Source organism: Salmonella sp. A1325 (genome assembly GCF_056991255.1).
On sequence record NZ_JAMLWO010000003.1, the window covers coordinates 179,930 to 195,164 of the forward strand.

General features: G+C 51.3%; 13 protein-coding genes. 9 read left to right on the top strand and 4 right to left on the bottom strand.

From position 1 onward, the window contains the following. Window positions 1-9: 9 nt before the first annotated feature. From cyoA to NAZ64_RS07835, 3 genes are all read right to left on the bottom strand, one after another. On the bottom strand, window positions 10-966 hold the full coding sequence (gene cyoA / locus NAZ64_RS07825) for a cytochrome o ubiquinol oxidase subunit II (protein ID WP_023219736.1): 957 nt from the start codon (window positions 964-966) through the stop codon (window positions 10-12). A gap of 452 nt (window positions 967-1,418) precedes the next feature. Next, on the bottom strand, window positions 1,419-2,894 hold the full coding sequence (gene ampG, locus NAZ64_RS07830; protein ID WP_220569375.1) for a muropeptide MFS transporter AmpG: 1,476 nt from the start codon (window positions 2,892-2,894) through the stop codon (window positions 1,419-1,421). Window positions 2,895-2,937: 43 nt separating this feature from the next. After that, on the bottom strand, window positions 2,938-3,516 hold the full coding sequence (locus NAZ64_RS07835) for a lipoprotein (RefSeq protein WP_001539323.1): 579 nt from the start codon (window positions 3,514-3,516) through the stop codon (window positions 2,938-2,940). A 303-nt stretch (window positions 3,517-3,819) separates the two neighbouring features. Between NAZ64_RS07835 and bolA the strand changes: the two genes are divergently transcribed. The 9 genes from bolA to fadM all read left to right on the top strand — a co-directional run bounded on the left by bolA (window position 3,820) and on the right by fadM (window position 14,383). Beyond that, entirely contained in the window at window positions 3,820-4,137 is a 318-nt protein-coding gene (bolA, locus tag NAZ64_RS07840; RefSeq protein ID WP_000973433.1) for a transcriptional regulator BolA, read from the top strand. A gap of 346 nt (window positions 4,138-4,483) precedes the next feature. Further along, on the top strand, window positions 4,484-5,782 hold the full coding sequence (gene tig, locus NAZ64_RS07845; protein ID WP_001198403.1) for a trigger factor: 1,299 nt from the start codon (window positions 4,484-4,486) through the stop codon (window positions 5,780-5,782). A gap of 246 nt (window positions 5,783-6,028) precedes the next feature. Then, complete coding sequence (gene clpP / locus NAZ64_RS07850; RefSeq protein ID WP_483640903.1) at window positions 6,029-6,652, top strand: ATP-dependent Clp endopeptidase proteolytic subunit ClpP; 624 nt, start codon at window positions 6,029-6,031, stop codon at window positions 6,650-6,652. Window positions 6,653-6,902: 250 nt separating this feature from the next. After that, window positions 6,903-8,174, top strand: a complete 1,272-nt coding sequence (clpX, locus tag NAZ64_RS07855) for an ATP-dependent protease ATP-binding subunit ClpX (protein WP_000130314.1) — start codon at window positions 6,903-6,905, stop codon at window positions 8,172-8,174. A 185-nt stretch (window positions 8,175-8,359) separates the two neighbouring features. Then, window positions 8,360-10,714 carry an endopeptidase La gene (gene lon, locus NAZ64_RS07860; RefSeq protein ID WP_001067723.1) on the top strand — a complete coding sequence of 785 codons (2,355 nt, stop codon included), beginning with the start codon at window positions 8,360-8,362 and terminating at the stop codon, window positions 10,712-10,714. Between the two features lie 190 nt (window positions 10,715-10,904). Further along, window positions 10,905-11,195, top strand: a complete 291-nt coding sequence (hupB, locus tag NAZ64_RS07865) for a nucleoid-associated protein HU-beta (RefSeq protein WP_254888479.1) — start codon at window positions 10,905-10,907, stop codon at window positions 11,193-11,195. A 290-nt stretch (window positions 11,196-11,485) separates the two neighbouring features. Beyond that, complete coding sequence (gene ppiD, locus NAZ64_RS07870) at window positions 11,486-13,357, top strand: peptidylprolyl isomerase (RefSeq protein WP_000969425.1); 1,872 nt, start codon at window positions 11,486-11,488, stop codon at window positions 13,355-13,357. 149 nt (window positions 13,358-13,506) lie between these two features. Next, window positions 13,507-13,881 (top strand): helix-hairpin-helix domain-containing protein, encoded by a 375-nt coding sequence (locus tag NAZ64_RS07875; RefSeq protein ID WP_000680322.1) that lies wholly within the window; start codon window positions 13,507-13,509, stop codon window positions 13,879-13,881. A 103-nt stretch (window positions 13,882-13,984) separates the two neighbouring features. Further along, window positions 13,985-14,383 (top strand): long-chain acyl-CoA thioesterase FadM, encoded by a 399-nt coding sequence (gene fadM / locus NAZ64_RS07880; RefSeq protein WP_001194543.1) that lies wholly within the window; start codon window positions 13,985-13,987, stop codon window positions 14,381-14,383. Window positions 14,384-14,488: 105 nt separating this feature from the next. Here the strand turns inward: fadM and queC are convergent, their stop codons facing one another. Continuing rightward, window positions 14,489-15,184, bottom strand: a complete 696-nt coding sequence (gene queC, locus NAZ64_RS07885; RefSeq protein WP_000817201.1) for a 7-cyano-7-deazaguanine synthase QueC — start codon at window positions 15,182-15,184, stop codon at window positions 14,489-14,491. Between the last annotated feature and the right edge of the window lie 51 nt (window positions 15,185-15,235).

Consider the following 15,235-nt stretch of genomic DNA (forward strand, 5'->3'; position numbering starts at 1 on the left):
TTATCTTCCTCAACCCTTGGAGTTGGCGGATTCCGCGTGGCTCATGTCCATACCTTCCATTCCTTCATGCGAGCTGTGCCCACCTTCAGGTTGGGTCATGTCCATGCTCTTACCGTGGTCCATGAATTTGTTAATAACGTCCTTGAACAAATCTGGTTTCACGCTGGAGAAATATTCCACCTTGTTGTACTCGCTTGGCATAGCCACTTTCTCGAACGCCGCCATATCATTCATGGTGTTCGGAGACTGCTTCGCTTTTGCGACCCATTGGTCGAATTCTGCGCGGTCTTTGGTGGCGATAGCTTTAAACTTCATACCAGAGAAGCCCGGGCCGCTATAGCTGGCGGAGATGCCATCGTAGGTTCCGGGTTCGTTGGCGATCAGATGCAAACGTGTTTGCATACCGGCCATGGCATAAATCTGGCTACCCAGACGCGGGATAAAGAAGGAGTTCATCACGGAGTTGGAGGTCACTTTGAAATAAACCGGCGTGTTCGCCGGGAAGGCGATCTCGTTGACGGTGGCGATACCCTGCTCCGGATAGATGAAGAACCATTTCCAGTCCATGGAAACCACTTCGATGGTGATCGGTTTTTCGTCATGCGCCAGCGGCTTGCTTGGTTCAAGCGCGTGCGTGGTTTTCCAGGTCAGTACGGCAAGGAAAATGATGATCAAGATAGGCACCGTCCAGACCACGGCTTCCACTTTATTGGAGTGTGACCAGTTCGGGCTATACTTCGCATCCTTATTACTCGCACGATACTTCCAGGCGAAACCAACAGCCATCAAGATGGCGGGAATAACGACGATCAACATCAGGCCAAATGCCGTCAGTATCAGCGAACGTTGCTCCAGTCCAATCTGTCCTTTGGGATCCAGCAGCGCAGAATTACAGCCACTGAGTAATGCAGTGCCTGCAATTAATGACAACCATCCCAAACTTTTATTGTATTTCCTGAGTCTCATTTAACGACCTCAATTCCACGGGACCTGGTGGCGTTTAAAGTGTAGGGGCATTTTACGGTAAGGTTACATTACTGTAAACATGATTGGTTCTGTGTTACCAAGTTCTGCCGCGCATGTCACATATGTTGCCAAGTATGTCGAAATAACTTTAAGACACTGTTGAAACTTTGCGTTATAACGGATGAGGTCTGTAAGTGGGATGTTGAGGGATAATTGGTATAACCAATGTAAAAATAAAACAATTACTTAACAATTTATTATCAATAAAAGGACAATCAACGGCGGGAATTTAAATTTAATCGGCTGAATCGTGTAAAGAAAATAGGTAGCGTAGAAATTACCAATAATTTCCAAAATTCTGTTGCGCACAAAAAGACAAATATATTTTTTATCAATTGATGGTTATTTAGCCGTTATAATTCCGGGTCGTTATTACAACGGCAAATAATGTTTTAGAGCAGGCGTGTTTTTCGTAGCGCCAGGTAATCCAGTAACCCGCCAAAGACAATGCCGCACACGGCAACCGCTACCGCAGTCTCAAGCAATCCGGACAGGAATGAGAAGTTAGTGTAATCCACCGCGTTCATGGTCAGCAGGAGTACCCAGACCGCCAGCAAAGCGACGCCCGCGAGCAGGATTGAAAGCGCGAAATTGTAGGCGCCACGGTATTGCGTGCGGGGAATGAAACGCTCGCTCTGCCAGCTATATTCCAGCGTTTGCCGACAGACCAGCAACAGTAACAGCCCGGGAACGGCGGCGACAACCGAGAAGAGGTAGAATGTCGGCCAGCCGTGTGCTTCAACGAACCAGCCCGCTACGGGACCAACATAAACGCGGCCTACTGCGGAGAGGGCCGACAGTAGGGCAAACTGTGTTGCGGAAAACGACTTATTACATAGCGTCATTAATAAGGCGACAAAGGCGGCAGTACCCATCCCGCCGCACAGATTTTCGAAAAAGACCGCCGCGCCCATGCTGAACATGTTTTTATCGGTAATGGAGAGCAACCAGTAACCGGCGTTGGACGCGCCTTGCAAAATGCCGAAAATCAGCAGCGCGCGAAACAGCGAAAGACGCTGCATTAATATGCCGCCGTATAACGCGCCGACGATTGTCGCCAACAGACCCAGCGTTTTATTGACCACGCCGACTTCGCCGGCGTCAAAGCCGACGCCGCGAATCAAAAAGGTGGTGGTCAGGCTCATGGCGAAGGCGTCACCCAGTTTATAAAGCACAATGAGCAGTAAAATCAGCCAGGCGTTATTACGGCCAAAGAAATCGCGTAGTGGCGCGACGACGGCCTGTTCCAGCGATTTCGGGGACGGGATACTATCGGTCGGTTCCGGCGCCAGTAAGGTGGCGATAATGCAGGGGATCAGCAATGCCGCCATCAGCCAGTACATGCCCTGCCAGCCGAGCCAGCGATCGGCCAGCCATAGCGCCAGTCCGCCGGAAACCAGCATCCCCAACCGGTAGCCAAGCACGCTGATTGCCGCGCCAGCGCCGCGTTCTTCTGCGGGTAAAACATCGGTTTTCCAGGCGTCGAACACGATATCCTGCGAGGCGGAGCAAAAAGCAATCACCACCGCCAGCGCCGCCATCCAGCGTAGCTGCGTGCCGGGTTCAAGAAAGCCCATCGCCGCAATCGCCACCAGTAACAACAGTTGGGTGGCGAGTAACCAACCGCGACGACGACCTAAAAAAGGCGGCGTGTAGCGGTCCATCAGCGGGGACCAGAGAAACTTAAACACATAGGCCTGACCAACCAGCGAGAAGAAGCCAATCGTTTTAAGATCGATATTCTCGACGGTCATCCACGCCTGTAGCGTACCGGAGGTGAGCGCCAGCGGGAGGCCAGAGGCAAAACCCAATATCAGCAGAATGGCTGAACGCGGTTGCTGGAAAATACGTAAATATTGACTTGACATAGGCATCTACAGACCCGGCTTTTGCCGGGTCTTGTTGTTGCTATTAACGGGCATTTTGCTTGATAAAATCGTGAATACTGGTGTCCTGAGACATATCAGCGATAGTATCGGTCAGAACACTGTTCACCGCGTCGGCAATATTCTGGTTAGAGGCCTGGAATGCCCCTTCAATAGAGTAGTTGGCGCGATAGTTTTTGGTCATCTTGTTGCCATTTGCCGCGGTCGCAATAATCGCGATATCCGCTTTGGTCGCGATGTTGTAGCGCACGCTGCCCTGAGAAACATCAGCATACAGTTGGTTAACAATTATCTGCAGATTAACCGCGCCGTTAGGCCCGATCATATAGCCCCGCGCCGTCATCTGTTTTTCCAGGACTTCTTGTAACAGGAAGCGTAAATCGCGGGAGGCGGTTAACGTTACCAGCTGGTTGTTACGCGTGACTTTCGCTAACGCCTGATCCTGGCGCTGGTCCGCGCCGGTAATGCTAACGGTGACGCCCATCAGGCTCGGGTCCTGCTGTGGCAAGGTGATCTTCGGCGCGACGTCAATGGTTGTCGGCGGTGTGGCGCATCCTGCCAGCATAAACAGAGCGACTAACGGAAAGAGAAGTTTTTTTAACATATTCAGGCTCTCAATGACGCTTAAAACGTGATAGGTAAAAATTCCCGCCATCATAACACCGCTAACGGCGAGGGGAAGTGGTCAACGCAGGTAAATTCGTCGTAATGTCCGATTTGGTATTGATAACAGCGCGAGCGGGGATTTTGAGCGCTAAAAGAATGATTAAGGCAGTAAACTTCATACGTTTGGCTGAAATAATCAGACGAAAGCTAAATTTTTGTTGTCATGCTGTAATGGAAACGGTAAAAGCGGCTAGTATTTAAAGGGATGGGTGACATCACAGCGTTGTCGGAGGAGATTTTCATGATGATACGTGAGCAAATAGAAGAAAAATTAAGGACAGCGTTCGACCCCGTGTTTCTCGAAGTTGTGGATGAAAGCTATCGTCACAATGTTCCTGCAGGATCGGAAAGCCATTTTAAGGTCGTGCTGGTGAGCGATCGCTTTACAGGCGAACGTTTTCTTAATCGTCATCGGATGATTTACGGTACGTTAACGGCGGAACTCTCCACAACCGTACATGCGCTGGCACTGCATACTTATACCCTCAAAGAGTGGGAAGGGTTGCAGGATACTATCTTCGCGTCGCCTCCTTGTCGCGGCGCGGGAAGCATCGCGTAGCAAAACGGATTTGCAACTACCTCCGCTTTTCCAGTATGTTGCTACAGAATTATGTGAAAACGGCCTGCGGGCCGTTTTGTTTTGTCTGAATTTTGAGCGTATCGTACAGTATTCAGACAAAAATTAGCCGAGAATTGTGAAAACCGCCGCAGCATCGCACAATCACCGTTCTCGACTCACAAAAGTGATGCCGCTATAATGCGCCGTCTTATATATGAACGTCTTCGGGATGATTCTGACGACAGGGAATGTGATTGATTATGAGAACATCCCGGTTCCGCGAAGCAAATAGCACGTGCTTGCGGAGTAGAGTTGACCGAGCACTGTGATTTTTTGAGGTAACAAGATGCAAGTTTCAGTTGAAACCACTCAGGGCCTTGGCCGCCGTGTAACGATTACAATCGCTGCTGACAGCATCGAGACCGCTGTAAAAAGCGAGCTGGTCAACGTAGCGAAAAAAGTACGTATTGACGGCTTCCGTAAAGGCAAAGTACCGATGAATATCGTCGCTCAGCGTTATGGCGCTTCTGTTCGCCAGGACGTGCTGGGCGATCTGATGAGCCGCAACTTCGTTGACGCGATCATCAAAGAAAAAATTAACCCGGCAGGCGCGCCGAACTATGTTCCGGGCGAATACAAAGTGGGTGAAGACTTCACTTACTCCGTCGAGTTTGAAGTCTATCCGGAAGTTGAGCTGACTGGCCTCGAGTCCATCGAAGTTGAAAAACCGGTTGTTGAAGTCACCGACGCTGACGTTGATGTGATGCTGGACACCCTGCGTAAGCAGCAGGCGACCTGGAAAGAAAAAGACGGCGCTGCTGATGCGGAAGACCGCGTGACCATCGACTTCACCGGCTCTGTAGACGGCGAAGAGTTCGAAGGCGGCAAAGCGACCGATTTCGTTCTGGCGATGGGCCAGGGTCGTATGATTCCGGGCTTTGAAGACGGCGTTAAAGGCCACAAAGCTGGCGAAGAGTTCACTATCGATGTGACCTTCCCGGAAGAGTACCACGCTGAAAACCTGAAAGGTAAAGCGGCTAAGTTCGTTATCAACCTGAAGAAAGTTGAAGAACGCGAACTGCCGGAACTGACCGAAGAATTCATCAAACGTTTCGGCGTTGAAGATGGTTCCGTAGCCGGTCTGCGCGCTGAAGTACGTAAAAACATGGAGCGCGAGCTGAAAGGCGCGGTGCGTAACCGCGTTAAGTCTCAGGCGATCGAAGGTCTGGTAAAAGCTAACGACATCGACGTACCGGCTGCGCTGATCGACAGCGAAATCGACGTTCTGCGTCGTCAGGCTGCGCAGCGTTTTGGTGGTAACGAGAAACAGGCTCTGGAGCTGCCGCGCGAACTGTTCGAAGAACAGGCTAAGCGTCGTGTAGTTGTCGGTCTGCTGCTCGGCGAAGTCATTCGTACCAACGAGCTGAAAGCGGACGAAGAACGCGTTAAAGGCCTGATCGAAGAGATGGCGTCTGCTTACGAAGATCCGAAAGAAGTGATTGAGTTCTACAGCAAAAATAAAGAGCTGATGGACAATATGCGTAACGTCGCTCTGGAAGAACAGGCTGTTGAAGCTGTTCTGGCAAAAGCGAAAGTGTCTGAAAAAGCCACTTCCTTCAATGAGCTGATGAACCAGCAAGCGTAATTTTTCGCATTAAAAGCACGAAATTTGCACAAAAACCCGTCACCTTTCAGTGACGGGTTTTTTTTGTCACGCATTTTGCATGGTAAGGGTGCGAAAACTGCGTTTCAGTGTTAGCGTTAGAGCAAAAGATTGTTATGCTTGAATTATGGCGATGCCGTACCCATTACAGAGGGACTGGCTGATAATCCGTCCATCAGGTTACAATCAGTACAGCAGATTTTTTCAATTTTTATCCAGGAGACGGAAATGTCATACAGCGGAGAACGAGATAATTTGGCCCCTCATATGGCGCTGGTGCCGATGGTCATTGAACAGACCTCACGCGGTGAGCGCTCTTTTGATATCTATTCTCGTCTACTTAAGGAACGCGTCATATTTCTGACCGGCCAGGTCGAAGACCATATGGCTAACTTGATCGTGGCGCAGATGCTGTTCCTGGAAGCGGAAAACCCGGAAAAAGATATCTATCTGTACATTAATTCTCCTGGCGGCGTAATTACTGCGGGGATGTCTATCTATGACACCATGCAGTTTATTAAGCCAGACGTCAGCACCATTTGTATGGGACAGGCGGCCTCTATGGGGGCGTTTTTGCTGACTGCCGGGGCGAAAGGCAAACGTTTCTGCTTGCCGAACTCTCGCGTCATGATCCACCAGCCGCTGGGCGGCTGCCAGGGCCAGGCGACGGATATTGAAATTCACGCCCGCGAAATTTTGAAAGTAAAAGGGCGCATGAATGAACTTATGGCGCATCATACGGGTCAATCTCTTGAGCAGATTGAACGTGATACTGAGCGCGATCGCTTCCTCTCCGCGCCTGAAGCGGTAGAGTACGGTTTGGTTGACTCAATTTTGACCCATCGTAATTGATGCCCTGGACGCAAGTGTGCCGCTATACACTTCATCCTTCACGCTACCTCGGTGTTGGCTGCCAGCGCGCCTCCCGGTGACTTACTTATGTAAGCGCTGCGGAGTCGCTGAGTTGCCGCCTTGATGTAGCTCGAATGATTTTGTGTATATACTAATGAAGGGCGGCACAACGCTGATTAGCGGCTTGCGCCTGAGAATGGCATTTGCGTCGTCGTGTGCGGCACAAAGAACAAAGAAGAGGTTTTGACTCATGACAGATAAACGCAAAGATGGCTCGGGCAAATTGTTGTACTGCTCTTTTTGCGGCAAAAGCCAGCATGAAGTGCGCAAGCTGATTGCCGGTCCATCCGTGTATATCTGCGACGAATGCGTCGATTTATGTAACGACATTATTCGCGAAGAAATTAAAGAAGTTGCTCCGCACCGTGAACGTAGTGCGCTGCCGACGCCGCATGAAATTCGTACTCACCTGGACGATTACGTTATCGGCCAGGAGCAGGCGAAAAAAGTGCTGGCGGTGGCGGTCTATAACCACTACAAGCGTCTGCGTAACGGCGATACCAGCAATGGCGTCGAGTTAGGCAAAAGCAACATTCTGCTGATTGGACCGACCGGTTCCGGTAAAACGCTGCTGGCGGAAACGCTGGCGCGCTTGCTGGATGTGCCGTTCACTATGGCGGATGCGACCACGCTGACCGAAGCGGGTTACGTGGGTGAAGACGTCGAGAATATCATTCAGAAACTGTTGCAGAAATGCGACTACGACGTGCAAAAAGCGCAGCGTGGGATTGTCTACATTGATGAAATCGATAAGATTTCGCGTAAATCAGACAATCCGTCCATTACCCGCGATGTTTCCGGCGAAGGCGTACAGCAGGCGTTGCTGAAACTGATCGAAGGCACTGTCGCCGCGGTTCCACCGCAGGGCGGTCGCAAACATCCGCAGCAGGAGTTCTTACAGGTAGATACCTCTAAGATTCTGTTTATCTGCGGCGGCGCGTTTGCCGGTCTGGATAAAGTGATCGCTAACCGTGTTGAAACCGGCTCCGGCATTGGTTTTGGCGCGACGGTGAAAGCGAAGTCCGACAAAGCCAGCGAAGGCGAGCTGTTGTCGCAGGTTGAACCGGAAGATTTGATCAAATTTGGTCTGATTCCTGAGTTTATCGGTCGTCTGCCAGTGGTAGCGACGCTGAACGAACTCAGCGAAGAAGCGCTGATTCAAATCCTGAAAGAGCCGAAAAATGCGCTGACCAAGCAGTATCAGGCGCTGTTTAACCTGGAAGGCGTCGATCTGGAATTCCGTGACGAAGCGCTGGACGCTATCGCCAGGAAAGCAATGGCGCGTAAAACCGGTGCCCGTGGTCTGCGTTCTATCGTCGAAGCGGCGCTGCTGGATACCATGTACGATTTGCCATCTATGGAAGACGTCGAAAAAGTGGTGATCGACGAGTCCGTTATTGCCGGTCAGAGTAAGCCGTTGCTGATTTACGGCAAACCGGAAGCGCAGGCTTCTGGCGAATAATTAAACATTCATACAATCAGTTAGCCAAAAAAGGGGGGATTTTATCTCCCCTTTCGTTTTTCCTGTAAACACGCCGTTGAATGTGTGGGAAACATCCCCATATACTGACGTACATGTTATAGGTGGTATGGAGCACAGCTATACTATCTGATTACCTGGCGGACACTAAACTAAGAGAGAGCTCTATGAATCCTGAGCGTTCTGAACGCATTGAAATCCCCGTATTGCCCTTGCGCGATGTGGTGGTTTATCCGCACATGGTCATACCCTTATTTGTAGGGCGGGAAAAATCTATCCGTTGTCTGGAAGCGGCTATGGACCATGATAAAAAAATCATGCTGGTCGCCCAGAAGGAAGCATCAACGGATGAGCCGGGTGTAAACGATCTTTTCACCGTCGGGACCGTGGCCTCTATTTTGCAGATGTTGAAACTGCCTGACGGCACCGTAAAAGTGCTGGTCGAGGGGTTACAGCGCGCGCGTATTTCCGCGCTGTCTGACAACGGCGAACATTTCTCCGCGAAGGCGGAGTACCTTGATTCGCCAGCCATTGATGAGCGAGAACAAGAAGTGCTGGTGCGTACCGCTATCAGCCAGTTCGAAGGCTACATCAAGCTGAACAAAAAAATTCCGCCGGAAGTGCTGACGTCACTCAATAGCATTGACGACCCTGCACGTCTGGCTGACACCATTGCCGCGCATATGCCGCTGAAACTGGCGGATAAACAGTCCGTACTGGAGATGTCCGACGTTAACGAACGTTTGGAATATCTGATGGCGATGATGGAATCTGAAATCGATCTGCTGCAGGTTGAGAAACGCATTCGCAACCGCGTGAAAAAGCAGATGGAGAAATCCCAGCGCGAGTACTATCTGAACGAGCAAATGAAAGCGATTCAGAAAGAACTTGGCGAGATGGACGACGCGCCGGACGAAAACGAAGCGCTGAAGCGTAAAATCGACGCGGCGAAAATGCCGAAAGAGGCGAAAGAGAAAGCGGAAGCGGAACTGCAGAAGCTGAAAATGATGTCTCCGATGTCGGCGGAAGCGACCGTGGTGCGCGGCTACATCGACTGGATGGTGCAGGTGCCGTGGAATGCGCGTAGCAAGGTCAAAAAAGACCTGCGTCAGGCGCAGGAAATCCTCGATACTGACCATTATGGTCTGGAGCGCGTGAAAGACCGCATCCTTGAGTATCTCGCGGTTCAAAGCCGTGTAAATAAAATCAAGGGGCCGATCCTGTGTCTGGTGGGGCCGCCGGGGGTAGGTAAAACCTCGTTGGGCCAGTCCATCGCTAAAGCAACAGGGCGTAAATACATCCGTATGGCGCTGGGCGGCGTGCGTGATGAAGCGGAAATCCGCGGTCATCGCCGGACTTACATTGGCTCTATGCCGGGTAAACTGATCCAAAAAATGGCCAAAGTGGGGGTTAAAAACCCACTGTTCCTGCTCGATGAGATCGACAAAATGTCTTCTGACATGCGCGGCGATCCGGCTTCCGCACTGCTGGAAGTGCTGGATCCGGAGCAGAACGTGGCGTTCAGCGATCATTACCTGGAAGTGGATTACGATCTCAGCGATGTGATGTTCGTCGCCACCTCCAACTCCATGAACATTCCGGCGCCGCTGCTGGATCGTATGGAAGTGATCCGTCTGTCCGGTTATACCGAAGATGAGAAGCTGAATATTGCTAAACGTCACCTGCTGCCGAAGCAGATCGAGCGTAACGCGCTGAAGAAAGGAGAACTGACGGTCGACGATAGCGCGATTATCGGTATTATCCGCTATTACACGCGTGAAGCGGGCGTGCGTAGTCTGGAGCGTGAAATCTCCAAACTGTGCCGCAAAGCGGTTAAACAACTGTTGCTAGATAAATCGTTAAAACATATCGAAATTAACGGCGATAATCTGCACGACTACCTCGGTGTGCAGCGCTTTGATTATGGCCGCGCGGATAGCGAAAACCGCGTAGGTCAGGTGACGGGCCTGGCGTGGACGGAAGTGGGCGGCGATCTGTTGACCATCGAAACCGCCTGCGTACCGGGCAAAGGCAAGTTGACCTACACCGGTTCGCTCGGTGAAGTGATGCAGGAATCTATTCAGGCGGCGCTGACCGTGGTGCGCGCGCGCGCGGAAAAACTGGGTATTAATCCGGACTTTTACGAAAAACGCGATATCCACGTTCACGTGCCGGAAGGCGCAACGCCGAAAGACGGTCCAAGTGCCGGTATCGCGATGTGTACCGCGCTGGTTTCCTGCCTGACCGGTAATCCGGTGCGCGCAGATGTGGCAATGACCGGTGAGATCACCCTGCGCGGTCAGGTGTTGCCGATCGGCGGCCTGAAAGAAAAACTGTTGGCGGCGCATCGCGGCGGGATTAAAACGGTCTTAATTCCATTCGAAAATAAACGTGACCTGGAGGAAATTCCGGACAACGTGATTGCCGATCTGGATATTCATCCTGTGAAGCGCATTGAGGAAGTTCTGACGCTTGCTCTGCAAAACGAACCGTCTGGAATGCAGGTTGTAACCGCAAAATAGTGACCTCGCGCAAATAGCGCTAATAAAAACAGGGCTGGCAGGCTATTTCGGACTTGCCAGCCTTTTTTTGTATAGCTAATTTAGATGGTTGATTGGGTCTGCCACCATTAACGGGTGTTGTAAGGGCGTGGCAGGCCTGATATAACTGCTGCGCGGTCGTACTTCGAAGGATTCAGGTGCGATATAAATTATAAAGAGGAAGAGAAGAGTGAATAAATCTCAACTGATCGAAAAAATTGCTGCAGGGGCTGATATCTCTAAGGCTGCGGCTGGACGTGCGTTAGATGCGATTATTGCTTCTGTTACCGAATCTCTGAAAGAAGGGGATGACGTTGCACTGGTAGGCTTTGGTACTTTTGCTGTTAAAGAGCGTGCTGCCCGTACTGGTCGCAACCCGCAAACAGGTAAAGAGATCACCATCGCCGCTGCCAAAGTGCCTAGTTTCCGTGCAGGTAAAGCGCTGAAAGACGCGGTAAACTAAGCGTGATCCCCTCGGGGGATGTGACAAAGTACAAGGGCGCATCAACTGATGTGCCTTTTTTATTGACGATTCGGGACTTTCTGCGCGTTGCGGGCTGACAATTGCCCTCGTTTCTTGTCACAATAGGCTTTTGCGCGCCGCGTTCAGAAAATGCGATGCGCGTGAAGTCTATATACGCAAATCATTCAGGTTGCGTCGACGCGGCAACTGAGCGAATCACTCGGTAGCCAGCAGAGAAGCCGCCTGAAAGATAAAGTGTAAAGTCACCTACAGCGGAGTGTGGTTACACCATGATGGACAGCTTACGCACGGCTGCAAACAGTCTCGTGCTCAAGATTATTTTCGTTATCATTATCGTGTCGTTCATTTTGACCGGCGTTAGTGGTTACCTGATTGGCGGAAGCAATAACTACGCCGCAAAAGTGAATGGCCAGGAAATCAGCCGGGCACAGTTTGAGAATGCGTTTAATAACGAACGTAACCGTATGCAGCAGCAGTTGGGCGACAGGTATTCTGAACTGGCGGCCAACGAAGGTTATATGAAAAGCCTGCGCCAGCAGGTGCTGAATCGTCTGATAGACGAAGCGCTGTTGGATCAATATTCCCGCGAACTGAAACTGGGCATCAGCGATGAGCAGGTAAAGCAGGCGATTTTCGCCACTCCCGCTTTTCAGGTGGACGGTAAGTTTGACAACAACCGCTATAACGCGATTGTGAATCAGATGGGAATGACCGCCGATCAGTACGCTCAGGCGCTGCGTAACCAGCTTACCACTCAGCAACTGATCAACGGCGTGGCCGGTACTGATTTTATGCTGAAAGGGGAAACCGACGAACTGGCGGCATTAGTCTCTCAACAGCGCGTGGTGCGTGAAGCCGTTATTGATGTCAACGCGCTGGCGGCGAAGCAGCAGGTGACCGATCAGGAAGTGTCCAGCTACTACGATCAGAATAAAGCCCGCTTTATGACGCCGGAACAGTTCCGCGTAAGCTATATCAAGCTGGATGCCGCGACGATGCAGGCACCGGTCAGCGATGCGGATATTCAGGCCTATTATGACCAGCATGTAGATCAGTTTACTCAGCCGGAGCGCATTCGTTACAGCATTATTCAGACCAAAACGGAAGATGATGCGAAAGCGGTACTGGATGCGCTGAACAAGGGCGAAGATTTCGCCACGCTGGCGAAAGAGAAATCCACCGATATCATCTCTGCGCGTAATGGCGGCGATATGGGCTGGCTGGAAGAGTCTGCCACGGTGCCGGAACTGAAAAACGCCGGATTAAAAGAAAAAGGTCAGATATCTGGCGTGATTAAGTCGTCTGTCGGTTTTCTGGTGGCGCGTCTGGATGATATTCAGCCTGCCAAAGTGAAACCGTTAAGCGAGGTTCGCGACGACATTGCCGCGAAAGTGAAACAAGAAAAAGCGCTGGATGCTTACTATGCGTTGCAGCAGAAGGTGAGCGATGCGGCAAGCAACGACAATGAGTCGTTAGCAGGCGCTGAACAGGTCGCTGGCGTAAAAGCGGTTGAAACCGGCTGGTTTAGCCGTGACACCTTACCGGAAGAGCTGAACTTCAAACCGGTAGCCGATGCTATCTTTAATGGCGGTCTGGTGGGCGAAAACGGTACGCCGGGGCCGAATTCAGACATTATCACCGTGGATGGCGACCGGGCTTTTGTCGTGCGCGTGAGCGAACATAAACCTGAAGCCGTGAAGCCGTTGGCAGAAGTGAAAGAACAGGTCACTGCCCTGGTGAAGCATAACAAAGCGGAACAACAGGCGAAGCTGGATGCGGAAAAACTGCTGGTCGAGCTGAAAGCGGGCAAAGGCGCGGAAGCGATGAAAGCGGCGGGTCTGAGTTTTGGCGAGCCTAAAACGTTAAGTCGTACCAGTCAGGATCCGGTGAGTCAGGCGGCCTTTGCGTTAAGCCTTCCGACGAAAGATAAGCCAGTTTATGGCGTGGCGAACGATATGCAGGGTAACGTCGTTCTGCTGGCGTTTGACGAGGTGAAAGCGGGCGCCATGCCGGAAGCGCAGAAAAAAGCGATGGTGCAGGGCATCACGCAGAACAATGCGCAAATTGTCTTTGAGGCGCTGATGAGCAATCTGCGTAAAGAGGCGAAAATCAAAATCGGCGACGCTCTGGAACAGCAGTAATCGTCGAGGCGCTTCGCAAAAAATTGCAAAACGTTGTATCCCACAAAGGCCGCTTTCGCGGCCTTTTCCATTTCTGAGAATTGCCGTTTGTTCGTTTTTCTCCGCCCCGCTATCGTGGCTGCACTGTTAACAAACAAGGAGAAAACAGTATGAAACACGGAATTAAAGCACTGCTTATTACACTTTCTTTAACCTGCGCGGGCATGGCCCATAGCGCGCTGGCGGCGACGCCTGTCGCAAAAAATGCAGCGGTGGAAACAAAAGCGGATACGCCTTCTTCATCCTCCGCCAAAGCGGCATTACCTGCTAAAGCCAGCGATGATGAAGGTACCAGGGTGAGCATTAATACCGCGTCTGCGGAGGATCTGGCGCGGGTGATGAACGGCGTTGGGCTGAAAAAAGCGCAGGCTATTGTGAGCTATCGGGAGGAGTATGGTCCTTTTAAAACGGTGGATGATTTAAAGCAGGTGCCGGGAATGGGAAGCGCGCTGGTGGAGCGTAATCTGGCAGTTTTAACATTGTAATCACTTGCACAGTGGCCAAAATTTGCCAGACTGTAGAGGTCATACCAGTTATGACCTCTGTACTTGTCGTTTACTTATAACAACAACGTAAGGTTATTGCGCTATGCAAACACAAATCAAAGTTCGTGGATATCATCTTGATGTTTATCAACATGTTAATAATGCCCGCTATCTGGAGTTTCTGGAAGAGGCCCGTTGGGATGGGCTGGAAAACAGCGACAGCTTTCAGTGGATGACGGCCCGCAATATTGCCTTTGTGGTGGTAAACATCAATATAAATTACCGTCGTCCGGCGGTATTGAGCGATCTACTGACCGTGACCAGCCAGGTACAACAGCTTAACGGTAAAAGCGGCGTATTAAGCCAGACGATTACGCTGGAGCCAGAAGGGCAGGTGGTGGCCGATGCGCTCATCACGTTTGTTTGTATTGATTTAAAAACGCAAAAAGCGCTGCCGCTGGAAGGCGAATTGCGTGAAAAGCTGGAACAGATGGTGCAATAACGCCTCGCTGTCTGATGGCGTTGAACTTGTCCGGCCTGGCGATATTGACCATGGTGCATATCGCCAGGCCGGATAAGGCGCGTGCGCCGCCATCCGGCAAAACAATCACCTTAACCCGGTTTTTTGCTTCATTGCCGCCATCACCGCCGCTTTATTCGACAGATAATGATTCAGGCCGTTAGCGCGCAGATTACAGGCCGCGCAATGACCACAGCCATCGCCTTTAATGCCGTTATAGCAGGTCAGCGTCTCTTCGCGAACCAAATCCAGTTGGCCCCAATAATCGGCCAGCGCCCAGGTTTCAGCTTTATCAATCCACATTAAGGGCGTTTCGAAACGGATATCTTTCGCCATGCCCAGATTCACCGCGTGATTCAGCGCTTTGACGAACTCATCGCGACAGTCTGGATAGCCGGAAAAATCGGTCTCGCAAACGCCGGTGATCACCGCTTCGGCTTTGACCTGATAAGCGTAAATCGCCGCCAGCGTCAGAAAGAGAATATTGCGTCCCGGTACGAAAGTATTGGGGATACCGTCAGCGTTCGGTTCATAGTCCGGCACCGGAATGCTATCCCGCGTCAGGCTGCTGACCGCCAGTTCGTTCAGCAAAGTGACATCCAGCACTTTATGCGCGCGTGCGCCAAGTTTTAACGCCAGTGCGCGCGCGACATCAATCTCTGCGCGGTGGCGCTGACCATAATCAAACGTGACACAATGCACTTCATCATACTGATGCCGCGCTTGCGCCAGACAAGTGGTGGAGTCCTGACCTCCACTAAATACAACAACGGCGCGTTTCATAGTTATCCTGATCAATGACGAAAGCCAATATGGTAACGCGTACGGATAATC